Origin of the sequence: Myxococcus faecalis, from assembly GCF_050039385.1 — a bacterium.
Classification (GTDB): domain Bacteria; phylum Myxococcota; class Myxococcia; order Myxococcales; family Myxococcaceae; genus Myxococcus; species Myxococcus fulvus.
On sequence record NZ_CP144336.1, the window covers coordinates 260,004 to 285,994 of the forward strand.

Consider the following 25,991-nt stretch of genomic DNA (forward strand, 5'->3'; position numbering starts at 1 on the left):
CCGGGCCGTCACGACGGACAGGCGACACCGCTCGCAGCCTGCGTCCCGGGCAGGCTGACCGTGAAGACGCTGCCCTCCCCCTCGCGGCTCTCCACCCGGAGCGTGCCGCCGTGCTGCCGGAGGGTGGAGGACACCACCGTCAGGCCCAGGCCGGTGCCGTGCTCCTTGGTGGTGAAGAGCGGCTCGAAGATGCGCTCCAGCACGCTCGCCGGAATCCCATCCCCATTGTCGGCCACGCGGATGTGGAAGGCGCGCCCGGTGGCCATCTCCGCGGAGACCTCCACCCTGCCCTCGCGGCCTCGCGGCATGGCCTCCACCGCGTTCTGCACCAGGTTGATGAGCACCTTGCGCAAGAGCTCGCGGTCCACCCAGGGCGGCTCCAGGCCCACGGACACGTGGTTGACCACGTGCACGGCCTCGCGCGCGGGCACCAGGTCGATGACCTCCTCCACCAGCCCATGCAGCGAGCACGGCTGGAGCACCAGCGGCCTGTCACGCACCAGCTCCAGCATCTCCGACGTGAGGCTGGCGCAGACGGACAGCTCCCGCTCGATGATGCCCAGGAAGCGCTGGATCCGCTCGTCCTCCTGCGCGCCACTCACGCTGCGCAGCCGCCGCACCACCGCCGCGTTCGCCGTGCGCGCCGCGGCCAGGGGGTTTCGCAGCTCGTGGCTCACCGTCGCGGTGAGCTGCCCCACCGTCGCGAGCTTCTCCATCCGGGCCACCCGCTCCCGCGAGTCGCGCAGCTCCCGGCCACTGTTCTCCACCAGGCGCACGCGCTCCTGCCGCTCGCGCTCACACGCCCGCTCCAGCAACACCTGCCGCTCCGCGACGCGCGTCATCTCGCGCACCGCGCCCTGACACGCGAGCACCAGCACCGCATCCACCAGCCCCACCCAGAACGTCAGCTCCAGCGCGCCCCACGTCGGCCCGCCCGCGAACGCGGCCCCAGGCTCCGGCCAGCCGATGCTGCGCGCCACGTGCACCACCCCCGCCGTCACCCCCGCCGTCACCAGCACGCGGGTGTCCCGGTAGAAGCTCAGGAGCGCCAGCGAGCCGAAGACATGGAAGTACGTCTCCAGCCTCCCACCCGACAGGTGCACGAGCAGCACGGACCACAGCACCTGCGACACCGCCATCACCTGCCGCGTCACCACCGCGCCCGGCCGCAGGAACGCCAGCGTCACCGGGATGATGGACAGGGGCCCGCCCAACAACACCGCCCCCCAGAAGGGCTGGGGCGACAGGTGCGGCTCCGGCCCCCAGGAGGGCATGGACGTCACCCACGCGAGGCCGAGCGCGAAGAGCCACTGGCCCACCATCAGCCCCAGGCACAGCCGGTCCGCGCGGGCCCGCACCGCGGCCAGGTACTCCGCCACCACCGCTCGCACACGCGCCGCCATCGCCCCATCGGACGACAGCGAGGCCAGCCGCCCGGACTCCGTCGTCGGCACGGTGGGACTCGAGCGGGACTCCCGCTTGCCCGCATGAGCCGACGTCGCCCGGCCCACGAGCGATTCCACTTCAAGATTGGTCGCCATCCTCAGGCTCACCCCGGCCGTACTGGCCCCTCAGGATCCGCGCCATCTTAACGCGACGCACCTATCCAGCAATACAGTTATTTCCACTTAGACCGGTTGTGGTGCCGACGACATCTCCGTCGCGCTCCAGGACCAGCCGACACCCTGGCTGCAATGACAGGCACTGTACCCAGGTACAATTCCAAAGCCAGACGTCCACACATCCCCACAATCCCGTTTTGAATCGAGTTGCAGGAAATCACCCGGGTCATATCATCCGCGCGTGGTGCTGGCGTAAGGACCCGGCTCGAAGCCTGTCGGAGTCAGAAGGGCGATTCCAACCCGGGCCCGAGGTCCCGCCGACGGCTGGCGTTGGTTCAGGGCTCCGCTCCGCCCCCGGGGGGGTGGGCGGAGTGGAGCCCGTGGTTTCACTGCGCCGAGGGGCTCGCGTGGTGCGCCAGCAGCTTGCGCAGCAGCGGCGCCACCAGCTCGGTGCCCCGCATGGCCGAGCGCCAGCGCGAAGGAATCGCCCCCACGCCCCCGAGCACGCCCGCGATTCCGCCGGCCACCGCGGCCGTGGTGTCGGTGTCGTGGCCCAGGCGGATGGCGCCGCGGACCACGCCTTCAAAGTCACCGCCCGTGGCCACGCAGTCGCGCGCCGAGCGCAGGCAGTCCACCACGTAGCCGGTGCCGTGGCCCGGCGTGTCCTCGGCGCCGAGCGGGAGGATGGCGCCGTCCAGCTCCTCGCGGGCCTCGCTGCCCGGTGGGTACAGCGCGCGCATGCCCGACACGGCCTCGGCCCAGGGACGCGCGGCGCCCTCCAGCGCGCGGCGGGCCCAAAGACAGTACAGGGCGCAACACACGCGAGCGCGCACGTGGCCATGTGTCACCAGGGACTGGTGCATCGCGTCCGAGGCGAGCTGGGCGTCACTGCCCCGGTGCCACAGGGCCAGCGGCAGCACGCGCATCAAGGAGCCGTTGCCGTTGTCCTGGACGCCCGAGGGGCCGGCGCTCGTGGCGGGGGCGCCGGCGCGAAACATCGCCAGGGCCCGGTCCGTCTGGATGCCCACGTCGAAGACCTGCCCGTCCACGGCCAGGTAGCCCCACTCGCGCCAGTTCACCAGCCGCCGGCCCAGGTCGTCCAGGTCCAGGTGGCCCTTGAAGAGCAACGAGTCCAGCAGGCACAGCGCATGGGCGCCGTCGTCCGACCACGTCCCCGCCGGCACGCCCGGGTGCGCGCGGTGGAAGCCCGCGGGCGGCTCCAGCTCGATGTCGCGCGCCGGGGGAATCGCCTCCGGGGCGTGGAACTCATAGGGCACCCCCAGGGCATCTCCCACGAGCAACCCCCAGAGCCCGCCCTCCAGCCGCTCCTCACGCGATGGCACGCTCGTCCTCCCTCGAACCGACAGGAGGCGACGCTCCCGCCGAGCCCTCCCGGCGTCAAGCCCCGCCAGCGGCCTGGCTGGACGCATGCGGCCGGACGGGCGGAGGCCTCCGCGCCCGAGCGCGACAGCGGGGCGATGTGCCCTGGCGACGCACTCCGCACCTTCGTTCCCTGAAGAGTCGTTCGCACCGGAGCCCGGAGCTCCATGCCGTCCGAGAGCGACTCCCCGCACCGGGGCGACTGGTGCCGAACGAAGCGGAGGAGAAATCACATGTTCAACCTCATCGACATGGTGCGTGAGCGTTTCACGGGCAACGTGATGCAGAAGATGGGGTCCTCGCTGGGTGAGGACCCGATGTCGCTGGGCCGGGCCCTGCCGGGCGCCATCGCCGCGATTGGCGGGAGCGTGGCGGAGCGGGGCTCCACCGAGGGCGGCGCGCAGCGGCTCTTGTCCCAGCTCAACGAAGGCGGCTTCACGGGGCCCAACGCGGGCAACGAGGACATCTTCGCGCCGGACATGGCCGAGCGCGGACAGGGCATGCTCAGCGGGCTGTTCGGCGACAAGCTGGGCGCCGTCTCCAGCGCGCTGGGCCGCACGGGCGGCTTCAGCAACAGCAGGTCCGCCACGGGGATGATGGCCATGGTGGCGCCCATGGTGATGGGGGTCATCGGCAAGCACGTGCGCGACAACCGCATGGGCGCCTCCGGCCTGTCGCAGCTGTTGGGCGGCCAGCGCTCCCTGCTCGCGGCGGCGATGCCCGCGGGCCTGGGCAGCATCCTGGGCATGGGCGGCGCGGGGCCCCGCGTCGTCGAGGAGGTCCAGGAGGCGCGCTCCATCCCCACGGTGGAGACGGTGCGCCGGCAGCAGCCCATCGAGCGGATGCCCGTGCACCATGACGAGCCCAAGAAGCGCAACCTGGGCTGGGTCATCCCGGTGGCGCTGCTCGCGCTCCTGGCCGGGTGGTTCCTCACCCGCTCGCGGCGCGACGAGCCCCGCCGGCAGCAGGCCAGCGTCACCCAGCCGGCGCCGCGCCAGCAGACGGACACCGGCGTGGGCGGCGCGGGCACCGCGGGCATGAGCACGCCCACCATCGCCCGGGACGCGCAGACGATGCGCCAGGCCATCGAGGGGGGCGCGAAGAGCTTCGTGCTCGCCGGCGTGGGCTTCGAGGAGGGCTCCGCGCGCCTGACGCCGCAGAGCGACGCGAGCGTGGGGCAGCTGGCCTCCGTGCTGCGCGAGAAGCCCAACGCGCGCGTGCGCATCGAGGGGCACACCGACTCCACCGGCGACGCGAACGTGAACCGGCAGCTGGCCCAGCAGCGCGCGGAGGCGGTGCGCTCGGCGCTCGTCGCGGACGGCATCTCCGCCAACCGCGTGGACGTGGCCGCCGTGGGCTCCGGGCAGCCGGTGGCGTCCAACGACACGGCGCAGGGGCGCGACATGAACCGCCGCATCGAGGTCCAGGTCCTGAGCCGCTGAAGCGCCCTCCCCTCCCTGGGCATCCAGGCCCCTCGCGCGAGCCCTCGCGCGGGGGGCTTGTCGCATCGCGGCGTCCGCCCTGGATGCCTTTTCCATGCGACACGCCCCGTCAGGCCCCGTTTCCTCCAGGCGTGGTCCTCGAGGAACGACCAGAAAACGCCAGAACGCCCCCGGCCCGCAGCGCGGGCTGTGCATTGGCCGTCACCTCGCGCCAAGGACGTCTGCACGCGTCGCGCCCTGGCCCTCCGTCTGGAGGCGCCCTCAACTGTCCCCACAAGGACAGCGCACACCGACTCGCGTCGCAGCCAGGCGGGCTTTCCAGGCTACGCGGTTTGCCTCACCTTCAAGGGGAGGCAGCCCGGGCGCGAAGAGGCGCGGGGTGCGAGTTCCATGACGGGGGGAGTCCATGACTGTGATTGCGTTCCGGAGCCGGGAGAGGGAGGTCCTGGACCCTGGCTGTGAGCTGGAGCGCCGGCTGGGGCTGGCCGCGAGCGAGGACCGCGCGCGCGGCATGTTCTTCCTGGGCGTGCTGGACGTGGTGCGGCGCGAGGCGGGTGAGACGCAGGCGGCGCGATGTCTCGCGGCGTCCGGGGAGCGGCGCTTCGTGCCGTTCTTCCTCTACCCCGTCGGCGCGTTCCTGCGGATGTCCTTCGCGGCGGCGGAGATCCTGGCGCCAAGGTTGGGAGGCTTCGAGACGGCGATGCGCATCATCGGCGCGCAGGCCACCCATGACTTCCTGGACTCGGTGGTGGGGCGCAGCTTCCTGATGCTGGCGGCGGGAGATCCGCGTCGGCTCGTGAACAACCTGCCGTCGGGCTACCGCACGGCCGTCACGTACGGCGAGCGCCATGTCACGTGGAAGGGCCACCAGGAGGGCTGCATCAACGTGTTCAGGGACTTCATGCCGCACACCTACCACGAGGGGGTGTTGCTGGCGGTGTTGCAGGCGGTGGGCACGCGGGTGGCGCGGGTGCGTGGACGACCGCTGAGCCTCCTGGATTGCGAGTACGTCGTGTCCTGGGCGTAGGAAGCGACGCAATCTCATCCGGGACATGGACGTGAGCACGCAATCGGAAGAGGCGGCGCAGGCGGGCTCCGAGCCCGGCAGGGTGGTGGATCCGCTCACGCAGCTCGCGCGGAGGCTGGCCTCGGCCACCGCCCAGGACAAGACGCGGGGCATGTTCTTCCTGGGCACGCTGGACGTGGTGCGCGCCATCGCCGGCGAGGCGACGCGGGAGCGCTGCGCGCGGGCCTCGAAGGAGCGCAGGTTCGTCCCGTTCTTCCTCTACCCCGTCAATGACTTCCTGCGGCTGACGTACTGCGCAGCGGGGTTGCTCGCGCCCCGGCTGGGGGGCTTCGACGCGGCGATGAAGACCCTGGGCGAGAAGGCCACGAAGGACTTCCTGGAGTCCGCGGTGGGCCGCACGCTCTTGAGCGTGGCCAATGGCTCACCGCGGAGGCTGGTGGACAACATGCCGTGGGGTTACGCGGCGTCCGTCAGCTACGGGAAGCGGACCGTGTCATGGAGCAGCGAGCGCGAGGGCTGCCTGCACGTGCGTGGGGACTTCATGCCGCCGCCGTATCACCAAGGCGTGCTGAGGGCGGCGCTCGAGGCCCTCGGCGCGCGACACGTGCGCATCGAGGGCCGCGAGCTGGAGCTGCTCGACTGTGATTACTCGTTGTCCTGGGAGTGAGGCGCCACGCGCACGGCGGCGGTCACTCGTTCTGGCTGATGTACTGGATGATGGCCGCGTAGAACGAGCGCTCGCTGAAGAGGTCCGGCCCGAAGCCCACGACATCCAGGTGGTCCTGGTCGATGACGCTGGACAGGGACGTCATCTGCGCGGGGCCCGGCGCGTTCAGGTCCGTGACGGGGCCGAGGGACGCATCCACGGTGACGGAGCCCAGGCCCAGCAGGGACTCGGTGTAGCGCAGCCGCGGGCCCATCTGCTGCGAGTTGATGCCGACGACGCCGTCGTCATCGCGCTCGTCGCGGATGCCGTCGCCCTGCCCCGCGGCGCCGTCATTGTCGCAGTCATCCACGCAGTACCCATCCCCGTCGATGTCATAGACGGTCTTCTGGACGAGGAGGAAGACGGGGCTGACGTCCAACCCCGCCTGCGCGGTCATCAACGACGCGTAGTGGGACGCGTAGCGCGGGTCCATGGGGTGGTTCTGGTTGAACGCCTTCGCGCCGGTGGTGACGCCGTCATTGGCGTCGTAGTCGTCGTAGACGAGCTGCTTGAGGGCCGCGAAGCCGTCATTGCCCGCCTCGTAGATGATGTTCCCGTAGACCGCCGCCAGGAGGTTGGCCAGCTCCGTCACGGTGGGGTTCAGGTCCAGCACGAACTTCGCCACGGGCGAGCCCCGATGCGGCGAGGAGACGCTCACCAGGACATCCACCACGGGCCGTCCCCGCCGCTCGGCGAGCACCCGCGCCGCCTTGCGCGCGTCGATTCCGCCCTGCGAGTGACCGATGAGGTTCACCCGCGCCGCGCCCGTCGTCGCCAGCACGCCCTCGATGTCGGACGCCAGGTCCAGCCCGCGGACATCCGAGTTGTGGAAGGCCAGAACCTGCGCGGCGAAGGCCTTCTGTCCGGGATTCAGGAAGGGATTGCAGGCCAGCTCCAGCAGCTCGTCACAGGCGTCTCCCACGAAGCTGCCCAGCTCGTCCCCGAAGTAGTCGAGCACCAGCAGCTTGTCGAACCCGGCAAGGCCATGCGCGAAGACCACCGGATGCTGCGTGCGCTGCGCGCGCTGGGCCCACGCCGTCTGCGGCCCCGCGATGAACCAGACACAGGCCAGCAGTCCCACGCTTCGAATGACACTCATGTCGCGACTCCATGCCCGCGGCACTCGCCGGGCGCAACGCCATGCGGGCATCCCCCTTTCCCGCACGGCTCGTGTCCGGCCCGCTGAAACCAGGCAGGGGCCCGCCGACGGTCAAGGTGCGGCGCGAGACGACGGGCCAGGGTGGCCCGGGCGGAGGACTCGCCGGTGAGCGTCTGTCTTTCCTACGAGGGAGCCGCCGACGGCGCGGGCATGGGCGCCAGCGACGTCCTGAAACACACACACCCGCCATGATGCCTCACGGAGGCGTTCACTCCGTGAGTCTGTCAATGGGAGAAAAGGACAACCACCGTCGGTTCAAGCCGAGGAAGGGCCCCCGCCACGCACCGCGGCCTCGAGCGTGTTGCGGATGAGCATGGCGATGGTCATGGGCCCCACGCCGCCGGGCACGGGGGTGATGAACGACGCGCGCTCGGCGGCGGCCTGGAACTCCACGTCCCCCACCAGCTTGCCGTCCTCCTCCTTGCGGTTCATCCCCACGTCGATGACGACGGCGCCGGGCTTGATCCACGCGCCCTTCACCAGCTCCCGCACGCCCGCGGCCACCACGAGGATGTCCGCGCGGGACACCTCGGAAGGCAGGTCACTCTTGCTGTGGCACAGGGTGACGGTGGCGTTGCGCTGCAGGAGCATCAGCGCCATGGGCTTGCCCACGATGTTGCTGCGCCCCACCACCACCGCGCGCTTGCCGGAGGGCTCGCAGCCGATCTCCTCCAACAGGCGCATCACCCCCAGCGGCGTGCACGCGCGCGTCGCGGGACGGCCCAGCACCAGGTTGCCCGCGTTGAGGGGATGGAAGCCGTCCACGTCCTTCTCCGGCCGCACCGCGGAGATGATGACATCCGGGTCGATGTGCCGGGGCAGGGGCAGCTGCACCAGGACGCCGTGCACGGCGGGGTCCTCGTTGAGGCGACGCACCAGCGCGAGCAGCTCGTCCTGGGAGGCGGTGGAGTCGCGGTGGTGCTCCCAGGAGCGGAAGCCCACCTCCTCGGCCGCCTTCTTCTTGCCGGTGACGTACGTCTTGGACGCGGGGTCCTCCCCTACCCGCACCACCGCGAGCCCGGGGACCAGGCCCTGCTCCGCCTTGAGGCGGTCCACCTCCGCCTTCACCTCCGCCCGGACGCGCGCCGCCACTGCCTTGCCATCGATCAACTGGGCCATAGGTCACCCCACTCTATGAGAGACTCCCCGGCGAGCAGGGAGGTAAACGGCGGCCATGGGCTCAGGAAAAGTGCTGGGGGCGATGATAGGTCTCATGGTCGGGCTGCTCATCGGCAGTCCCTGGGCCATCATCCTGCTCGGTGTCGTCGGCGGCGTCGTCGGCCACCGCTTCGACGAGATGAACGCCCTGCCCGCCGAGTCCCCCGACGCGCTCGCGGACTTCCCACCCCTGGCCCACCCGGGCTTCAGCGCCCCCAACGCGCCACTCGACGCGCGCTCCGTGCAGGAGGAGGCCGACGCCCACCTCACCCGCAGCCTGTGCGCGCTCTTCGTCGAGGTGGCCCGCGCCGACGGGGAGGTGCGGCGCGAGGAGGTGAAGGAGATCCGCCGCTACTTCGAGGAGGTCCTCAAGTACGGCCCGGACTCGCTCGACTTCGTGCGCGGCCGCCTCAAGGACTTCATCGCCGTCCCGCCCGACCTGGAGGACGCCGCGGCCGCCTGCCAGGAGGCCCTGCCGTCACTCGAGCGGCGGCGCCTGCTGGACGCGCTGTACGAGCTGTCGCTGGTGGACGGGGCGCTGCAGCGCTCCGAGCGCGAGGTGCTCGCCCGCGTGGGCGACGCGCTGGGCCTGTCCGCCGACGAGCAGCGCGCCATCGCCGCGCTGCACCTGGGGGACGCCTCGGCCCACTACGAGGCGCTCGGGCTGTCCTCCGGCGCCACGGACTCCGAGGTGAAGAGCGCCTTCCGCCGGCTCGCGGCCGAGCTGCACCCGGACAAGCATGCCCACCTGAAGGGCGAGGACGCCGACGAGGTGGCCCGCCGCTTCCAGGAGGTCCGCGACGCCTACGAGGAAATCCGACGCCTGCGCGGCCTGTAGCCCTGGGTTACAACCCGCGCGAGCGACTCGAAGAGAAAGCCCCCCCATGAGCCAGCACCGCAAGCCGCCCCCGCCCAAGAAGAAGGAAGAGGCCTTCCACAACAACCCCTTCAAGAGCGCCATCAAGGGCATCCAGGAGCAGGAGAAGAAGGAGAAGGAGGCCCAGGCCCGCGCGGCGGAGGAGGCTCGCAAGCAGAAGGCGCCCCCGCCCGCCGCCCCCGCGCGCAAGAGCAAGGCCGCGCACGAGAGCCCCGAGGACGAGGCGTCCCTCTTCTTCTCCGCCATGGACGGCGTGGCGCAGATCACCCACCGCGGCGAGCCCCCCAAGTCCAACCCCCGCCTGCCGGAGCTGGTGGACGAGAACGCGGAGGCGCTCGCGGAGCTGAGCGAGCTGGTCGCCGGGGGGCCGGGCGAGTTCGACATCGCCGAGGTGGGCGAGCACATCGAGGGCCTGGGGCCCGGCGTCGACCGCAACCTGCTGCGCTCGCTCCGGCGCGGGGACTTCTCCATCCAGGGGCAGCTGGACTTGCACGGCATGACGCAGCTGGAGGCCCGCGCCGCGCTGGAGCGTTTCCTGTCCGACAGCCGCCGCGCCCGCCGCCGCTGTGTGCTGGTGGTCCACGGCCGCGGTTTGCACTCCAAGCAACAGCTGCCGGTGTTGAAGGAGCTGCTCAAGGCGTGGCTCGCGCAGAAGCGCATCAACGCGGCGGTGCTGGCGTTCTGCACCGCACGTCCGCAGGACGGTGGGACGGGGGCGCTGTACCTGCTGCTGCGCAGGTGACGGCCGTATCCTTTACGCGCGCCCGGCACTGTGCATACATGCCGCCATGGCACGCGAACTGATCGACCTGCACATCCACGTGGGCGGCTCGGTGGCCCCCCACATCCTCTGGTCCATCGCCCATCAGCAAGGCTTCAAGCTCCCCGTCAAGACGTACTTCGACTTCGTGGAGCTCATCACCTCCCGTCCGGGCAAGGTGGGCAGCCTGGATGACTACCTGAAGATCCTCCACACCTGGACGGAGAAGATCCAGTCGTCGCCGAGCGCGATCGAACGCTCCGTCTACGAGATCATCGGCAAGGAGTACCGCGGCAGCCGGGTGACGCAGATCGAGCTGCGCTTCAACCCGATGAAGCGCAACCTGCACTCGGAGCTGGACCTGGACCACATCATCCACGCCGCGCTGCGCGGCATGGACCGGGCGGTGCTCGAGTACGGCGTGAAGGTGGGCTTCATCTTCTGCCTGGCGCGCGAGTTCGACCACCGGCTCAACAGCATCCTCGTGGACAAGGCCATCAAGTACCGCACGCGCGGCGTGTACGGCATCGACCTGGCCGGCACGGAGACGAACGCGATGGAGCTCAAGCCGGAGGTGGTGGCCCAGTACGAGGACCTCTTCGGCCGGGCGCGCAAGGCGGGCCTGAAGTGCACGGTGCACACGGGTGAGACGAAGGGCACGGGCGCCGAGGGCGTCATGTCCGTGGTGGACAAGCTCAAGCCGCACCGCATCGGCCATGGCATCCGCGCGGCCTATGACGAGAACGCGATGAAGGTGCTGCGCGAGCAGGACATCGTCCTGGAGCTGTGCCCCACCTCCAACCTGCACACCAAGGCGGTGGAGGGCATCGAGGAGCTGCGCCACATCGTCCGGACGTTCTGGGACCGCAAGGTGAAGTTCACCATCAACACCGACGGCCCCTACCTGCTCGAGACGGACATGCGCCGGGAGATCGAGCTCATCGAGAGCCACGGCATCCTCACGCCGGAGCAGGTGGACCAGACGCTGGCGTGGGCGCGCCAGGCGTCGTTCATCCCGGGCTGAGCAGCGAGCATGTACGGACTGACTCGCTCGCTGCTCTTCAAGCTGGACGCCGAACGCGCGCACCGGCTGGGGCTCTGGGGCCTGCGCCAGCTGGGGCACTCGCGCGACCTGTGCGAGTCCCTGCGGGAGCGGGCGCTGGAGGGCGTGCCGGCCTCGCTCGCGGTGGAGGTCGCCGGGCTGCGCTTCGCCCACCCGGTGGCCCTGGCCGCGGGCCTGGACAAGGACGCGGAGGCGGTGGACGGCCTGTTCGCCTGCGGCTTCTCCGCCGTGGAGGTGGGCACCGTCACCCCCCGCCCCCAGCCCGGCAACCCGACGCCCCGCCTGTTCCGCCTGCCGGAGCACCAGGCCGTCATCAACCGCATGGGCTTCAACAACCACGGCGCCGCCGTGGCCGCCCAGCACCTGCGCGCGCGCACCTGGCACCCCGGCCCCGTGGGCGTGAACCTGGGCAAGAACAAGGACACGCCGCTGGAGCGCGCGGTGGAGGACTACGTCGCGTGCGTGGACGCGCTCGGGCCCCTGGGAGACTACGTGGTGGTCAACGCGTCGTCCCCCAACACGCCGGGCCTGCGCAAGCTGCAGGAGCCGGAGGTGCTGTCGGCGCTCCTGGGCACGGTGCGGGCGCGGCTGGACACCGTGGCGCCGGGCAAGCCGCTGTTCCTCAAGATCGCCCCGGACCTGACGCCCGAGGCGGTGGACGAGGTGGTGGACGTGGCGCTGGCCCAGAAGCTCGCCGGCCTCATCGCCACCAACACCACGGTGGCCCGGCCCTTCGAGCACCCGCTCGCGAAGGAGGCCGGCGGACTGTCCGGCGCGCCCGTGCGTGAGGCCTCCAACGCCGTCATCGCGCGCGCGTACCAGCGCTCGGGCGGGAAGCTGCCCATCATCGGCGTGGGCGGCGTCTTCACCGCGGCGGACGTGTTCCAGAAGCTGCGCGCGGGCGCGTCCCTGGTGCAGGTCTACACGGGCTTCATCTACGAGGGGCCGGGCATGGTGCGGGGGCTTCTGCCCACGCTGGCCCAGATGCTCGAGAGGGATGGGTACCAGAGCGTCGCCCAGTTGGTGGGCGCGGATCATCGCGGAGACCCGGGCACCGTCCAGGGCGACGGCGACGCGCCCTGAAACACGAAGGGCCCCTCGCTCCGCATGGGAGGACGAGGGGCCCCGCGTAAAAAAGTGAGCGCTCGCCGGCGCCTTGGAGTTTCACCGGCGAGCGCCCCGGGCCGTCTGACTTGGAGACGGGCCTCGAAAGCTATTCCTGGACGGTCAGCGAGCCTCCGACAGTGCTCACTTCCACCGTGTGGGTGCCCGCGCCGTAGGTCTTCTTCTTCGACCCGAGGCTGACAGAGCTCCCGTTGAAACTGCCCCCCACGGAACTGAATTCCACCCGCGCGTCCGCTCGCTCCGGCAGCTTCAGCCGGACGTTGCCCGACACCGTGCTGACCTCCGTGTCCTTGAGCTTCCGGGGAGCCAGTACCACCTCCCCTTCAACGCTGCTCACCGACAAACGTCGCTCCGAGCCGTTCACTTCCACACGGCCGTTGACGGTGGAGTGCTTCTGCGGGCCCGTCACCCCCTTCACCACCACCCCCGCGTTCACCACCGACACTTCCAGCTCCGACGCCTTCGGCACCTTCACCACGAAGCGCACCGCCCCCGCCGTGCCCTTGCACGACTGCCACCGCTCCTCGCAGGGGCCGCAGCACGCCCTCGCCCGCACCTCGTCACCCTCCTGGGTGACCTCGACGTCCATCCGAGGACCGGAATCTCCGGGATTTTCCGGAACAGCCTCGATTACCACACTATTCCCGTCTACCGCATCTACGCGAACGGCGCCATTAACATTGGACAGGTGAACCTGAGGGGTTCCGTCCGTGTCGAACTTCCAGGTCTGGGTCGCCGGCGCGGCGGCGAGGATGGCCAGGAGGGGCAGCAACATGGCGGGTGCTCCGAGGTAGGGTAGGTCCACCCCACCCTACGGAGGAGCCGGCCCCCCATTGCCGGCGAACGACGCGAAGTATCCACGGCGGTCTGACATTCCCTGGCTAGTGGCCGTGGACCACCCGTTGATACAGCGCGTCATGGAGGCGGATCAGCCGCTCCAGGGACAGCTCGCGGGCGACGAAGTCCCGGGCGGAGCGGCCCATGCGACGGGCCTTCTCGGGGTCCGAGAGGAGCTGGCTGATGGCCTGGGCGAGCTGGGCGGGGCGCTCGGGCGGGACGACGAGCCCGCGCTCGCCATCGCGCACCAGGTCGGTGTTGCCGCCCACGCGTGTCACGACCATGGGCAGGCCCGCGGCCATGCCCTCCATGACGGCGTTGGACATGCCCTCGGCGCTGGAGCACAGCACGCCCACGGTGGCGCGAGACAGGATGGCGGCTACGTCCGTGCGGTGACGCAGGAAGTGGACGGTGTCGGAGACGCCCAGCTCCGCGGCCAGCTTCTCCAGGCCCTTCCTGCGGGGGCCGTCGCCCACGAGGAAGGCATGCAGCGGCGTGCCGCCGTGGTGGAGCATGGCCAGGGCGAGCAGCAGGTCCTCCTGGCGCTTCACCGGGTGGTTCATGTTGGCCACGTGCACGAGCACCGGCGCGTCACCGGTCTCCGGCAGCGGCGCCTTGAGGCCCTCGCGCATGCGCGCATCGAAGCGGGCCAGGTCCAGGCCGTTGTGGATGACGGACACGCGGGAGGCGGACAGGCCCTCCTCCTCCACCAGCATGCGCCGGATGGCCTCCGCGTTGGCCACCACGTGGTCCGCCATGGCCGTCAGCCGCGAGTGCACGGCGCGCCGGGCGGTGCCCTGCCAGTGGGACAAGTCCAACCGGCCGACGATGACCTTCACGCCGGCGAGCTTCGCGGCGGGCACGGCGATGAGCGTGGAGTAGAAGTCGTGCACGTGGACCAGGTCCACGCGGTTGGACTTCAGCCACCGGGCCATGCGCATCACCTGGTACGCGGTGTTCGGCTGCGCGACGGAGCCCTTGAGCGGGAAGCTCTCCGCGGTGTGGCCCAGCTTCCACACCGCGCCCATCAGCGGCCCCGCGTCCTCGAGCACGGCGACCTGGAGCTGGTAGCTGGGGGGCAGGCCCCGGAGCAGCTCCAGCACCTGCACCTCCGTCCCGCCGATGTGGAACGAGCGGGTGAACTGCACCAGGCGCATGGGCCTGGCCCCCATCATCACCTCTTCACGCCGCATGTCCCGACCCCTCCCACGCCCCCACCGGTGCGGCGGACGAGCGCCCCTCTGGCACACCCAGCGACTCCTTGGCCTCCTCCGCCCGGGCGATGCGGTGCGCGGCGGCCGCCAGGCCGAAGAGCACGTAGCAGTGCGCGGACAGGATGTAGCCGGAGAACAAGTCACACACGAGATAGCCGGCCACCGAGGCCGACAGCGCTCGCGCCATCCACCCCATCGTGCGGCTGGCCGACGCGGCGAACGCCCCACCCGACGCGCCTCCCGCGAACACCAGGAAGAAGGCCAGGCCCACCCAGCCCAGCTCTCCGATGACGTCCAGGAAGATGTTGTGCGCCACGTACGCGCGCGTCGCCTCCGGAGGCGCGTACTCCGCCCACGCGTAGCGGAAGCTGCCCGCGCCCACGCCCAACAGCGGCTTGTCCAGGCTCATGCGGCTGGCCACCTGCCACGCGTAGACGCGGCCCATGGCGGACGCGTCCTCGTGGAAGGCCGCCACCGTCTCGTTGCGCGCCCAGAAGCTCTCCGGCGCGAACACCACCAGGCCCACCACGAAGAGCGAGCCCACGACGATGGCCTGGATGCGGCGCTTCTCACGGAAGGCCCACAGGCCCATCGCCACGGTCAGGCCGATGAAGCCGCCGCGCGAGTGCGACAGGACGATGGCCACCACCGCCAGCACCGCCGCCACCAGACAGGCAATCCGCCACACCCAGGCGCTGCCCTTGCGGGCCACGAAGGCCACCGCCAGCGGCACCACCAGCACCAGGTTCATGGCCATGTGGTTCGGGTCCGCGTACACGCCCACCCAGCGCGCGCGGAAGCCCTCCACCAGGTCCTCCCCCACCATGTACCAGTTGATGACGCCGATGGACGTCACCACCGAGGCCAGCACCATGGCGCCGCACACGACGACCAGCCGCTTGCCGCTGGTGATGACGTTGACGAGCGTCAGATAGATGGCCGTCAGCTTCAAGAGCTCGATGCCCGTGTAGCGCGCGACCTCCGCGTTCACCGCCCACGACACGGACAGGACCGCCAGCGAGGAGAAGCCGATGAGCGCCCACCCTCGCGCTCCGTCCAGGTAGAGCGGCTCGCCGCGCCCCAACCTGCGAATCAACATCAAACCCGCCGCCACCACCGACGTCATCAGCGCCAGCCGCAGCGGCGCCATGGCCGGAATCCATTCGCCCGGCACCGCGTACATCACCGCGGCGAAAGCGGTCAGCGAATAGAAGGCCCACACGTCACGGCGCTGCCCCTGCTCTCCCGGCACCATGTCCCTCCTCCTCTGGCAGTCACGCGCGTACACCTCCGCGTGGGGCTGCCTGAAAGCAGAGGGCGTGCCAGGAGTCGGGCTCGCAACCGCCTGGATCTCCACGGGCCCGGAGGGCCTCCGGAGCCCGGAGACCCTCCCAGGCTGAAAAAGCTACGGGACCGGGCCGCTCTCCATCGGGAGCACTTCGGAGGCCACGGGGCTCCACGTCGTGTCCTCGAGCCACGCCGCGCCCAGCTCCTCCAGCAGCTTCGCGAGCGTCACGCCCACCATGCGGCGCAGCTCCTCGCGGGCCGTCTGGGGCACCGCGCCCTCCAGCCCCGCCAGCGCGCGTTCAGCCGCGGACGCATGCAGCCGGGGCGCCTGCGGGGTGCCCTCGAAGAGACGGGCGCCCAGCTCCGCCCCACGGCCCAGGGGCACGGGGCGCGCTTCCGCCCGGCCGTCCAGGATGGCCATGGCCACCACGGCGGCGAACAGGCGCGGGACCCCCAGCGACTCGAGCGGCGCGCCGAAGCGGGCCACGGCCTGGCGCGCCGCCTCGGGCGTCCCGCCCAGCACCCCGCGCAGCACGTCCACCTGCGCCTCCGCGCGCGTGAGCACCGCCTCGCTGGCGGAAATCTCCCGCAGGGAGCGGAAGGGCACGGGCTCCGCGCCCTCCACCTTCAGCGCGCGACGGGGGCGCTTGCGGCGCAGGGCCTCCAGCGCGGCGGCCTCCTCCGGCAGCACCAGCAGCACGCCGTCCACCACGGCGCCGGGAGACTTCGCCAGCCGGTCCGCGCGGTACTTGAGCTGGAGCGTCAGCGTGAAGCCCGTCTGGAAGACGCGCCTGAGGGGCACGTCGCGCAGCACCTCCGTCGCCTGCGAGGGGTCCGCGCCCGTCAGGTACTCCAGGCCGAGCGACAGGGAGTCGCGCGTCATCTCCCCCACGCGGCGCACGGCGTCCAGGTCGCCAGGGTCCTCCAGCTCCGCGACCAGCGCCGCGTTGGCGACGCCCGCGAGCTCGTCCTCGGCGTTCTGCCGCTCCAGCGTCGTCAGGCCCCGGAAGGACGCATCGAGGTAGTCCACGTGGCCCTGCGAAGCGGCCAGCGCGCTGGTGACGAGGGGCTTCTTCGGCGCGGCCAGGTCCACGCGACTGAAGAGCGCCACCGCGTCCTCCAGCGACGGGAAGCCCATGTCCACCAGGCGCCCCCTGCGGAACTGGAAGGCCGTCTCCTCCAGCTCACCGGGAATCTCCCAGCGCACGGCCTCCAGCAGGCGCACGGCCTCGAAGGGGTTCTCCGCGATGAGGTCGTTGACGAGCGCGCGCACGGCGGACATCTCCACGCCCTCGGCGGTGATCTCCACCAGGTAGCGCCCCTCGGGCGTCTCCAGCGTCACGCCCTGCGGGTTGACGTCCGGGTTCTCCTCCCGGTCATGCAGCACGACGAACTCGCGCAGCACCAGCTCCAGCACCTCCAGGTCCAGCGCGTGCAGCTTGCGCAGGTACTCGGCGGTGTCGTCGAAGCCGCCGCGCGCGGCGCGCAGCCACGTGAGCGCGGCGTGCGGGTCCACCTTGTCGCGCTTCCACGCGCCCAGGTCCACGAAGGCGCGGAACTGCGCGGGGGACGCGAGCTGTACCAGCTCCGTCGCGTCCGCCAGGCCCACCTCCTGGATGGTGAGGTAGAGGCTCTCCGGAGGCAGCGCGCGCACCACCGCGCCCGCATCCGCGCCCTCCAGCAGCGCTTCCATCCGCCGCCGGGGCGACAGCCCCATCAACCGCTGCTGCAGCTCGCGCAAGGCGAGCTGCGAATCCCTGCCATTTCCCTTGCCGTTCTCGGACACGGCGGCGTGCCTACCACAGGGCCCCTCCCACCGGGAGGGGAACCCCGCCCAAGCGGCCACTACCCGATGGAGTCAGTCCGGGTCCTGGGCGGCTTCGGCGCGCACCCTCGAGGCGCGGCCGAAGGTGTCCAGCAGCGCGCCCCAGACCTCGTCCACGCCCCGCCGCTCCGTGGAGGAGAAGGGCAGCACCGCCTCCAGCGGCAGGTCCATCAGCTTCGCCAGCTCCTGGAGCCGGGGGTGCGTCTTCGCCTTGGTGAGGCGGTCGATCTTGGTGGCGACCACCATCACCTTGCGCTTGTGGGCCTGGAGGTAGTCGAGCGTGGCCAGGTCGTCCGGCGTGGGACCCACCTCCGCGTCGATGATGCTCACCACGACCTCCAGGCGGTGCCGCTTCTCCAGGTAGGTGGTGATCATCTTCTCCCACTGGGCCTTGTCCGTCTTGCTGGCGCGGGCGAAGCCGTAGCCGGGCAGATCGCACAGGCGCACCTGGTAGCGGGCGGTGCCGCGCTCCAGGTCCACGTCGAAGAAGTTGAGCGTGCGCGTGCGTCCGGGGGTGTTCGACACGCGCACCAGCTTCTTGCGGTGGGTGAGCGTGTTGATCATGGAGGACTTGCCCACGTTGGAGCGGCCCACGAAGGCCACCTCCGCGGTGTGCCCCTGCGGATAGCCCTTGGGCTCCACGGCGGTGATGACGAAGCGGGCGTCGAGAATCTTGATCACGTTGCGGCTATTTCTTCGCGGTGGCGGGAGGAGGCGTCGCCGGGGTCGCCTCGGTCCGGGCGGCCCTGCGGGCGCGCTCGGCGGACCAATGGTCGATGGCCTTCAGCGACTCCTTGAAATCGAACGGCCGCAGGGAGGGCGAGGAGGCGTCATGGCAGGAGCGGCACTGCTTCTCGGATGGGTCCACCAGCCCCACCAGCCGCGCCAGCTCCGGGTCCTTCATCACGTACTCCGGCGAGTAGTACTGCCCCCCACCGTGACATGTCTCACAGCTCACACTCACCTGCGTCTGGGCCACCTGATCCGGCGAGTGGCATGACAGGCAGCGGCCGTCCTTCTGCTGCTGCTCGGACAGGGAGCTCACGGCCCGGGCGTGCTTGGACTGCATCCACGCCTCGTAGGCCTCCGGGTGGCAGCCCTTGCAGCTGTCAGCGCCGACGAAATCAGCCGCCCCCGCCACGCCGCAGAGGGCCAGCAGGAGGACGGGCAGGAGCCGGATGCCAGGAGCGCACATGACCTCGCGAAGTAACACTCCCCTCCGGACGGGGCAAGGCGTCTCGTGGTTGAATGCCAGCGGGAATCGTCCGTTGAAAAGAGAGGGCAGCGCTTGAGCCCCGCCCGCCCTTTCCATTAGGGAGGATGTCGTGATGAGGACCTTGATTGCGCTCGCCGTGGTGGCCGTCTCCCTTCCCGCTGTCGCCAAGCCCTGGCAGGGCGTGGAGCCCGGCGTCACGAAGAAGGACGAGGTGGTCAAGAAGTTCGGTGAGCCCTCGCGCACCGTGAGCCAGGACGGCAAGGAGACCATCGCCTACCTGGGCAAGGAGGCCATCAAGGGCACCAGCCAGGCACAGTTCAAGGTGGACGCCGGCGGGGTCATCGAGCGCATCGACGTGTTCCCCGGGCCCATCATCGACAAGGAGACCATCGAGACGAGCTACGGCCCCGCGTGCCCCTCGGGTCCGGTGCCCTCGGCGCCCTGCTACCAGCGCAAGCTGACGGACGACTTCCGCACCTACTTCCTCTACCCCAAGCTGGGGCTGGCCATCTTCTTCAACGAGGACGGCAAGACGGTGCAGTCGCTCACGTTCACCACGCAGAAGGCCGCGAAGTAGGTCCGCGCCCGTGCACGTCTTCGGGCTGACGGGCGGCATCTCCTCCGGCAAGAGCACCGTCACCCGGATGCTGCGGGAGCTGGGCGCGGAGGTGCTCGACGCGGACGTGCTCGCCCGCGAGGTGGTGGAGCCGGGCACCCCGGGGCTGGCCGCCATCGCCGAGCGCTTCCCCGGCGTGGTGGGCCCGGACGGCCGCCTGGACCGGGCGAAGCTGGGCGCGCGCGTCTTCGGGAACGACGAGGAGCGCGCCTCCCTCAACGCCATCACCCACCCCCGGGTGCGCGAGGCCTTCATCGAGAAGGTCCAGGCCCTGGAGGCCCGGGGCGTCACCCGGGTGGTCTACGACGTCCCGCTGCTCGTGGAGTCCGGGATGCACGCCTGGATGGAGGGCACGGCGGTGGTGTGGGTCCCCCGGGACGTGCAGAAGGCGCGGCTGATGGCGCGCGACGGGCTGGACGCGGCGGCGGCGGAGGCGCGGCTGGCCTCCCAGCTCCCCCTGGACGACAAGCGGGCGGTGGCCACGTGGGTCATCGACAACAGCGGGGATCTGACGTCCACCCGGGAGCAAGTGGAGTCGGTCTGGCGCGCCATGCTCGCGCGCGGCTGACGGGCGAGTATGCTGCGCGCGCAATGAGCGAGACGCGCAAGAAGGCCGGCGGCGGGACGTACTTCATCACCGGCTACCCCGGGTTCATCGGCAAGCGGCTGGTGGAGCACATCGCCCGGGAGGACCCGAAGGGCCACGTGTACGCGCTGGTCCAGCCCAAGGCGCTGAAGGAGGCCCAGAAGCACGCCTCCAAGCTGAAGGGCGCCACCGTGGAGCTGCTCACCGGCGACGTGGTGGACATGCACCTGGGCCTGTCGGGCGAGGAGTACCAGCGCCTGTGCGAGCGGGTGACGGACATCTTCCACCTGGCCGCCGTCGCGCAGCTGGGCGTGCCCAAGGACACCGCATGGCGCGTCAACGTGGACGGCACGCGCAACATGCTGGAGCTGGCGCGCGACTGCGAGCACCTGGCGCGCTTCAACCACTTCTCCACCTGCTACGTGTCCGGAGACCGGCTGGGCGTCATCGCCGAGGACGAGCTGGACCGGGGCCAGGGCTTCAGGAACCCGTACGAGGAGACCAAGTTCCAGGCCGAGCGGCTGGTGACGCGCGCGGGGGCCACGCTGCCCGTGACGGTGTACCGGCCCTCCAGCGTGGTGGGCGACTCGCGCACGGGGGAGATCGACAAGTTCGAGGGGCCCTACTACCTGGGCATCCTGCTGGTGACGTCGCCGCTCGTCGTGCCGCTGCCCCTGCCGGGCAACGGCGTGGCGCCGCTGAACGTGGTGCCGGTGGACTTCGTGGTGGAGGCGGTGTGGCGGCTGTCGAAGGACCCTCGCGCGGCGGGGCGCACCTTCCACCTGGTGGACCCGAATCCCATGAGCGCGCGGCGCGTGTACGAGCTCATCGCGGAGAAGGCGAACAAGAAGCTGCCGCGCTTCAACCTGTCCGCGCGCGCCGCCGACGTGATGCTGCGGCTGCCGGTGCTGGAGAAGCTGGCGCGTCCGCAGCGCGCGGCCATCAGCTACGTGAACCACCTGGCCATCTACAACTGCCACAACACGCTGGAGCTGCTCGATGGCTCGGGGGTGCGCTGCCCTCCCCTGTCGTCGTATCTGGACCAGCTGGTGGCGTACGTGCGGGAGCAGTACCGCAAGCGCCGCGAGGGCTCCGAGGTGGAGGATCCGCTGGACCAGGGCACCGCGACGGGGTGAGTTCGTGGGCTGGGCGTGGGGCCGGCCGTGCTAGACAAGACGGCCTCATGGCACGCACGTTCCAGGTAGGCGACACCTTCACGCATGTCCGCGAGTGCGACCTGTACCGGCCGATCTACTACGCGGGCGCATCCGGGGACTTCAATCCCATCCACATCGACCCGGAGGTCGGCAAGGTGGCCGGCCTGGGGGGCGTCATCCTCCAGGGGTTGTGCACCCTGGGCTGGGCGGTGGAGGCCGTGGCGGTCTTCGTGGGAGACCCGGGCCGCATCCGCAGGGTGAAGGTGCGCTTCTCGCGCCCCGTGCGCCCCGAGGACACCGTGACGTTCGAGGGCAAGGTGACGTCCATCGAGGGCGACCGGATGGTCACCGAAGTCACCGCCACCAATCAGCGCGGCGAGGCCGTCCTCAAGGGCGCCGTCGTCGAAGCCTCCCTGGGATAGACCACCATGGCCATCGACAAGCGCTTCATCGGCCGGGAATACGGCCCGTACACGTACACGATTGGCGCGGAGAAGCTGCGCGAGTTCGCGCTGGCATTGGGCGGCGCGCACCCGGCCGCGGGCACGCCGGGCGAGGCTCCCGCGCACGTCAGTCCCCTCCTCCACGACGAGCAGGCCGCGAAGGCGGGGCCGTATGGGGATTTGATTGCGTTCCCCAGCTTCGCCGTCGTCTTCGCCATCCGGCCCTTCGGCTCGGCGGTGGCGGACCCGGAGCTGGGCGTGAATCTGCTGATGCTGGTGCATGGCGAGCAGGAGCTGGAGTTCCTGGACGTCATGCGGCCGGGCGATGTGATGACCACATCGGGCCGCATCGCGAACATCTATGAGAAGGCGGGCATGGAGTTCGTCGTCGTCACCAGCGAGTCGCGCAACCAGCGCGGCGACGTGGTGGTGAAGGGCACCTGGACCGCCGTCATCCGCGGTTCGTAGTCCCCCGCTCGCGCCATGAGGATCGCCTTCTGCGGTACCCATCGCGCGGGCAAGTCGACGCTCCTCGAGGAGCTGGCGGAGCTGCTGCCCTCTTCCTACGTGACGGTGGATGAGCCGTACCACCAGCTGGAGGAAGAGGGGCACGAGTTCGCGCAGCCCCCGTCCCTGGAGGACTTCGAGGCGCAGCTGGTTCGCTCCCTCGAGAACCTGGCGGAGGAGGACGGGCGCGACGTGTTGTTCGACCGGTGCCCCGTGGACCTCCTCGGCTACCTGCGGGCCCACGAGGACGGTGACGCGTTCGACCTGGACGCGTGGCTGCCGCGGGTGCGCGAGGCCCTGCGCAAGCTCGACCTGGTGGTGTTCGTCGGCATCGAGTCGCCGGATCGGATCGCGCTCTCCGCCTCGGAGGACGCGGAGCTGCGGCAAGCCGTGGACGAGACGTTGAAGGAGCTGCTCCTCGACGACCCGCATGGGCTCGGCGTGGCGGTGCTCGAAGTCGAGGGGAGTCCGAGGACGCGCGCGAAGCAGATCCTCGAGCACCTCTGACGGTGACGAGGCGCCCGCCGCGGACCGTGGGCTGACGGCTCAGCCTCGGAGGAGGCGCTCCAGGGACTCACGCTCGTCCTGCAGGGAGCCCCGCTCCGGCTTCGACAAGGTCAGGGAGTCCAGCTCTCGCAGCAGGGACTTCGCCCTCGGCGCGTCGTCCAGCACCACGGCCAACTCAGCGCGCGCCAGGCATGCGCGTGCCCGCTCCACCCCCGTCCCGCCGTCGGGCTTCTTCAGCGCGACATCGAGGACCTTGGCCGCGGAGGCATCGTCGTTCTTGAAGTCGCGCAAGCGGCGCGCGGTCTTCAGCGCCTTGGCCAGGGCGGACTGGGGCTCCTGCCCGTCATCCCCGTGGCCCGAGGGCTCGTCACGACGGATGAAGATGACCGAGTTCCCAGAGGGGTCGACGATGGTGAAGCGCGACTGCCCCGTCCGCATCCGGGTGATTCGGGGGACGCCACGCAGCGGCAGCTTTCCGTACTGCTCGCGCAAGGCGCTCGCGAAGTGCTCGTGCAGACGTTCGACCTCGTCCACGATGATGAGACAGGTGCTGAAGGCCGTCGCCGGGTCCAGGCCCTTCAAGCCGAAGAAGTGGAGATGAGCGCCCCCTCGTCGGGTCGCCGCGTAGGGATTCGGCGTGCGCTGCTGGTACGTCACGTCGAAGCCCAGCAAGCCGTAGAACGCGAGCGTCGACTCCAGTTCCACACAGGGCAACGCCGGGATGCTGGCATCCGCGTGCATGGCAGGTGCTCCTCTTCAACGGCGGTCCTGGAAAGCCGCACGACAAGACAGGAACCTGTCATCCAGACAGCCAGCTGTCAATCAGGCCAGACGGAATGGAGGTGCAGCAGCCGAATCGGGACTCAGGCGGCGGCGATGACGCCTTCGTCGAGGAGCTGCGCGAGGATGCGGGCGGTATCCAGCCGCGTCATCCCCGACAGTGAGAACAGGTCCTCGAACGTCACGGCGCCGTCGATCTGCGCGAGCACGAAGCCCGCGCGGTGGTCCAGGCTGAGCCAGATGATGTCGTCGGCCTGGAGCCGGACGCGAGGCACCCGCCCCAGGTCTCCGAGCTTCGACTCCAGCATCGCCATCAGCATCCGCTCGCTGCGCGCCCGCAGCGCCTCGACGCGAGGGTCTCCGGGCGCCAGCTCCTGCGCCTTGAACAGCAGATCCACCGCGCCCGAGTGGTCATCCAGCTCCAGCAGGTCCGCCGCCCCGCGCAGCAGTCGCTCCAGCTCGCTCTCCGTGGCGGGGACGCCGTACTCGTCTGTCTCGCCTTCGGGGATGCCGTACTCCTGCGTCGTGGACTCGTCGCGCGCGAGCAACTCCAGCACGTCGCTCCCCGGAGAGGGCTCGTCGACGTCGGGAATCAGCACGCTGGGAGAGCGCTCCTCGTCCTCCTCGTCCAGCGGCCCGCCCTCCCCTTCCGCCCACGCGCCCCAGTCGCCCTCCAGCGAGGCCAACGGCGTGCCGCGCGTCCCCGCATCCAACGGGCCCGGCGAGAACGGAGAGCTCTTCCCCGGCGAGGCCTCCAGCGAGGCCAGACAGTCACGCGCGCGGACGTTCTGCGGGTCCAGCTCCAGCGCCCGCTCGAAGAGCTTCTGCGCGCCCTGGGCGTCGCCGCTCAGGCGCAGCCACAGTCCGGCCTCGACGAGCTGGTTGGCGCGCTGGCTGCCCATCTATCGCCCCACACCGCCACGCGCGGAGCCCTTGAGCTGCGCCAGACACCCGGCGAGCAGCTCACACGCCCGGCCCAGCGCGGCCACGTCTTCGTTGGCGCGGACCTGGCGCGCGTGCTCCAGCACCTGCTCGGCCCGAGGCACCGCGTCCGGCGTCAGCCCACCACCGCCCGGCAACAGCCTCGCCCGCGTCAGCGCGTCCATGACGTCGCGCGCGAGCGTGTCCAGCTCCACGCGCTTGACCTTCAGCTCCTCGGAGATGCGCGCGGCCATGAGGTAGCCGCGCTGCTCGTCCATGATGCGCTTGAGCTCCTCCTCGGTGAGGCCGCTGGACGCGGTGACGGTGATGGACTGGCGCAGCCCCGTCTCCCTGTCGCGCGCGGAGACGGACACGATGCCCTCCGCGTTGATGTCGAACGTCACCTCGATCTCCACCTGCCCGCGGAGCGCCTCGCGCAGGCCGGTGAGGACGAACTCGCCCAACAGCTCGTTCTGGTGCGCCAGCTCGTGCTCGCCCTGGAGCACCATGATCTTCACCAGCCGCTGGAAGTCCTTCGACGTCGCGAAGACCTCCGTGGCGGACGTGGGCACCGTGGTGTTCTTCGGGATGATGCGCCGCACGAAGCCCCCGGCGATGGCCACGCCCAGGCTCTGGGGCGTGACGTCCAGGAGCAGCAGCTCGCTCTCCTGCGCCACCAGCGCGTGCGCCTGCACCGCCGCGCCCAGGGCCACGACCTCCTCGGGGTGCACGCCCTTGCACGGCTCGCGGCGGAAGTAGCCGCGCACCGCCTCCACCACCTTCGGCATGCGCGACATGCCGCCGACCAGGATGACCTCCTTCAGCTCCGACGCGCGCACCCCCGCCTCGCCCAGCACCTCCGTGGTGATGCCCACCACGCGCTCGGCCAGGTCCGCCGTCAGGTCCTCCAGCTTCTCTCGCGACAGCGCCGCCTGCAGGTGCAGCGCCGCGCCTCCACCCGGGGGCGTGCTGATGAACGGCAGGTTGATCTGCGCCTCGCGCACGCTGGACAGCTCGACCTTCGCCTTCTCCGCCGCGTCCTTGAGCCGCTGCAACGCCATGCGGTCCTTGCGCAGGTCGATGCCGTGCTCCTTCGCGAAGCCGAAGACGAGCCACTCGATGATGCGGTTGTCCCAGTCCTCGCCGCCCAGGTACGTGTCGCCGCCCGTCCCCACCACGTCGAAGACGCCCTGGTTGATCTCCAGCACCGACACGTCGAACGTGCCGCCGCCCAGGTCCAACACCGCCACGCGGCCGTTCACCGTGCGGCTGAAGCCGTACGCCAGCGCCGCCGCCGTGGGCTCGTTGATGATGCGCAGCACGTCCAGCCCGGCGATGCGGCCCGCGTCCTTCGTCGCCTGGCGCTGGGCGTCGTTGAAGTACGCCGGCACCGTGACCACGGCCTTCGTCACCGGCCTGCCGAAGTGCGCCTCCGCGTCCGCCTTCAGCTCCTGGAGGATCATCGCGCTGATCTCCGGGACGGACAGGTCCTTGCCCCCCATCCGGATGCGCAAATCGTCGTGCTGTCCGACGACCACCTCGTAGGGCAGCGAGCGCAGCGCGTCCTGCACCTCGTGCGAGGAGAACTTCCGGCCGATGAGCCGCTTGGCGGCGTACACCGTCTCCTGCGGGTTGGTGATGGCCTGGCGCTTGGCGATGCCGCCCACCAGGCGCTTGCCGTTCTTCGACACCGCCACCACCGACGGCGTCAGCGCCATGCCGGTGCGGTTCTTGATGACGATGGGCTGCCCGTCCTGGACGGTCGCGACGATGCTGTTCGTCGTGCCCAGGTCGATGCCAATGAGAGGTTCGGACTCAGCCATGGGTGAGCGTGCT

General features: G+C 70.6%; 26 protein-coding genes. 13 read left to right on the top strand and 13 right to left on the bottom strand.

Annotation, left to right across the window (positions count from 1 at the left end; translation table 11 throughout):
* Positions 1-8: 8 nt before the first annotated feature.
* Together VZQ01_RS00835 and VZQ01_RS00840 are read right to left on the bottom strand one after the other, a co-directional pair.
* Positions 9-1,454 carry a sensor histidine kinase gene (locus tag VZQ01_RS00835; protein WP_426746663.1) on the bottom strand — a complete coding sequence of 482 codons (1,446 nt, stop codon included), beginning with the start codon at positions 1,452-1,454 and terminating at the stop codon, positions 9-11.
* 494 nt (positions 1,455-1,948) lie between these two features.
* Complete coding sequence (locus VZQ01_RS00840; RefSeq protein WP_408890668.1) at positions 1,949-2,905, bottom strand: ADP-ribosylglycohydrolase family protein; 957 nt, start codon at positions 2,903-2,905, stop codon at positions 1,949-1,951.
* A 270-nt stretch (positions 2,906-3,175) separates the two neighbouring features.
* Here VZQ01_RS00840 and VZQ01_RS00845 point away from each other — a divergent pair, with 270 nt between their 5' ends.
* From VZQ01_RS00845 to VZQ01_RS00855, 3 genes are all read left to right on the top strand, one after another.
* Positions 3,176-4,384, top strand: a complete 1,209-nt coding sequence (locus VZQ01_RS00845) for an OmpA family protein (RefSeq protein WP_223751744.1) — start codon at positions 3,176-3,178, stop codon at positions 4,382-4,384.
* A gap of 406 nt (positions 4,385-4,790) precedes the next feature.
* Positions 4,791-5,411 (top strand): TIGR02265 family protein, encoded by a 621-nt coding sequence (locus tag VZQ01_RS00850; RefSeq protein ID WP_426746664.1) that lies wholly within the window; start codon positions 4,791-4,793, stop codon positions 5,409-5,411.
* Between the two features lie 31 nt (positions 5,412-5,442).
* Positions 5,443-6,078, top strand: coding sequence for a TIGR02265 family protein (locus tag VZQ01_RS00855; protein ID WP_426746665.1), 636 nt, complete (start codon positions 5,443-5,445; stop codon positions 6,076-6,078).
* Between the two features lie 22 nt (positions 6,079-6,100).
* Here the strand turns inward: VZQ01_RS00855 and VZQ01_RS00860 are convergent, their stop codons facing one another.
* On the bottom strand, positions 6,101-7,216 hold the full coding sequence (locus VZQ01_RS00860; RefSeq protein ID WP_426746666.1) for an esterase/lipase family protein: 1,116 nt from the start codon (positions 7,214-7,216) through the stop codon (positions 6,101-6,103).
* Between the two features lie 315 nt (positions 7,217-7,531).
* Positions 7,532-8,395, bottom strand: coding sequence for a bifunctional methylenetetrahydrofolate dehydrogenase/methenyltetrahydrofolate cyclohydrolase FolD (gene folD / locus VZQ01_RS00865; RefSeq protein WP_426746667.1), 864 nt, complete (start codon positions 8,393-8,395; stop codon positions 7,532-7,534).
* Between the two features lie 55 nt (positions 8,396-8,450).
* Here folD and VZQ01_RS00870 point away from each other — a divergent pair, with 55 nt between their 5' ends.
* Genes VZQ01_RS00870 through VZQ01_RS00885 form a run of 4 tightly spaced genes read left to right on the top strand, consistent with a single transcriptional unit; the run spans position 8,451 to position 12,217 of the window.
* Positions 8,451-9,272: a molecular chaperone DjiA gene (locus tag VZQ01_RS00870; protein WP_223784658.1), complete on the top strand. Its 822-nt coding sequence runs from the start codon at positions 8,451-8,453 to the stop codon at positions 9,270-9,272.
* A 46-nt stretch (positions 9,273-9,318) separates the two neighbouring features.
* The gene (locus tag VZQ01_RS00875) at positions 9,319-10,053 is read left to right on the top strand and encodes a Smr/MutS family protein (RefSeq protein WP_426746668.1); all 735 of its coding nucleotides are present in this window, start codon (positions 9,319-9,321) and stop codon (positions 10,051-10,053) included.
* 46 nt (positions 10,054-10,099) lie between these two features.
* Entirely contained in the window at positions 10,100-11,095 is a 996-nt protein-coding gene (locus VZQ01_RS00880) for an amidohydrolase family protein (protein ID WP_046713272.1), read from the top strand.
* Positions 11,096-11,104: 9 nt separating this feature from the next.
* Complete coding sequence (locus VZQ01_RS00885; protein ID WP_426746669.1) at positions 11,105-12,217, top strand: quinone-dependent dihydroorotate dehydrogenase; 1,113 nt, start codon at positions 11,105-11,107, stop codon at positions 12,215-12,217.
* Between the two features lie 130 nt (positions 12,218-12,347).
* Here VZQ01_RS00885 and VZQ01_RS00890 read toward each other — a convergent pair whose 3' ends face one another.
* The 6 genes from VZQ01_RS00890 to VZQ01_RS00915 form a co-directional block, all read right to left on the bottom strand.
* On the bottom strand, positions 12,348-13,034 hold the full coding sequence (locus VZQ01_RS00890) for a DUF4097 family beta strand repeat-containing protein (protein WP_426746670.1): 687 nt from the start codon (positions 13,032-13,034) through the stop codon (positions 12,348-12,350).
* 106 nt (positions 13,035-13,140) lie between these two features.
* On the bottom strand, positions 13,141-14,289 hold the full coding sequence (gene exoK / locus VZQ01_RS00895; protein ID WP_408890669.1) for a spore coat polysaccharide biosynthesis glycosyltransferase ExoK: 1,149 nt from the start codon (positions 14,287-14,289) through the stop codon (positions 13,141-13,143).
* Complete coding sequence (gene exoJ, locus VZQ01_RS00900) at positions 14,279-15,565, bottom strand: spore coat polysaccharide polymerase ExoJ (protein ID WP_223751753.1); 1,287 nt, start codon at positions 15,563-15,565, stop codon at positions 14,279-14,281. The genes exoK and exoJ overlap by 11 nt, the downstream gene beginning before the upstream one ends.
* Before the next feature lie 150 nt (positions 15,566-15,715).
* Positions 15,716-17,383: a DUF6178 family protein gene (locus VZQ01_RS00905; protein ID WP_223784659.1), complete on the bottom strand. Its 1,668-nt coding sequence runs from the start codon at positions 17,381-17,383 to the stop codon at positions 15,716-15,718.
* Positions 17,384-17,455: 72 nt separating this feature from the next.
* Positions 17,456-18,103 (bottom strand): ribosome biogenesis GTP-binding protein YihA/YsxC, encoded by a 648-nt coding sequence (gene yihA / locus VZQ01_RS00910; protein WP_426746671.1) that lies wholly within the window; start codon positions 18,101-18,103, stop codon positions 17,456-17,458.
* A 7-nt stretch (positions 18,104-18,110) separates the two neighbouring features.
* Positions 18,111-18,617, bottom strand: coding sequence for a cytochrome c3 family protein (locus VZQ01_RS00915; RefSeq protein WP_426746672.1), 507 nt, complete (start codon positions 18,615-18,617; stop codon positions 18,111-18,113).
* Positions 18,618-18,750: 133 nt separating this feature from the next.
* Between VZQ01_RS00915 and VZQ01_RS00920 the strand changes: the two genes are divergently transcribed.
* Genes VZQ01_RS00920 through VZQ01_RS00945 form a run of 6 tightly spaced genes read left to right on the top strand, consistent with a single transcriptional unit; the run spans position 18,751 to position 22,454 of the window.
* Complete coding sequence (locus VZQ01_RS00920) at positions 18,751-19,215, top strand: hypothetical protein (RefSeq protein ID WP_223751755.1); 465 nt, start codon at positions 18,751-18,753, stop codon at positions 19,213-19,215.
* A gap of 10 nt (positions 19,216-19,225) precedes the next feature.
* Complete coding sequence (coaE, locus tag VZQ01_RS00925) at positions 19,226-19,822, top strand: dephospho-CoA kinase (RefSeq protein WP_426746673.1); 597 nt, start codon at positions 19,226-19,228, stop codon at positions 19,820-19,822.
* 23 nt (positions 19,823-19,845) lie between these two features.
* The gene (locus VZQ01_RS00930; protein ID WP_194869521.1) at positions 19,846-20,976 is read left to right on the top strand and encodes an SDR family oxidoreductase; all 1,131 of its coding nucleotides are present in this window, start codon (positions 19,846-19,848) and stop codon (positions 20,974-20,976) included.
* 47 nt (positions 20,977-21,023) lie between these two features.
* Positions 21,024-21,419: a MaoC/PaaZ C-terminal domain-containing protein gene (locus tag VZQ01_RS00935; protein WP_141332446.1), complete on the top strand. Its 396-nt coding sequence runs from the start codon at positions 21,024-21,026 to the stop codon at positions 21,417-21,419.
* A 6-nt stretch (positions 21,420-21,425) separates the two neighbouring features.
* Entirely contained in the window at positions 21,426-21,908 is a 483-nt protein-coding gene (locus VZQ01_RS00940; protein ID WP_426746674.1) for an FAS1-like dehydratase domain-containing protein, read from the top strand.
* Between the two features lie 15 nt (positions 21,909-21,923).
* Entirely contained in the window at positions 21,924-22,454 is a 531-nt protein-coding gene (locus VZQ01_RS00945; protein WP_426746675.1) for an AAA family ATPase, read from the top strand.
* 39 nt (positions 22,455-22,493) lie between these two features.
* On the opposite strand, the gene VZQ01_RS00950 is transcribed toward VZQ01_RS00945, so the two are convergent.
* The 3 genes from VZQ01_RS00950 to dnaK all read right to left on the bottom strand — a co-directional run bounded on the left by VZQ01_RS00950 (position 22,494) and on the right by dnaK (position 25,978).
* Complete coding sequence (locus VZQ01_RS00950) at positions 22,494-23,195, bottom strand: bleomycin resistance protein (RefSeq protein ID WP_426746676.1); 702 nt, start codon at positions 23,193-23,195, stop codon at positions 22,494-22,496.
* A gap of 122 nt (positions 23,196-23,317) precedes the next feature.
* Complete coding sequence (locus tag VZQ01_RS00955; RefSeq protein WP_408890672.1) at positions 23,318-24,136, bottom strand: tetratricopeptide repeat protein; 819 nt, start codon at positions 24,134-24,136, stop codon at positions 23,318-23,320.
* On the bottom strand, positions 24,137-25,978 hold the full coding sequence (gene dnaK, locus VZQ01_RS00960) for a molecular chaperone DnaK (protein WP_141329672.1): 1,842 nt from the start codon (positions 25,976-25,978) through the stop codon (positions 24,137-24,139). It abuts the gene before it with no gap.
* Between the last annotated feature and the right edge of the window lie 13 nt (positions 25,979-25,991).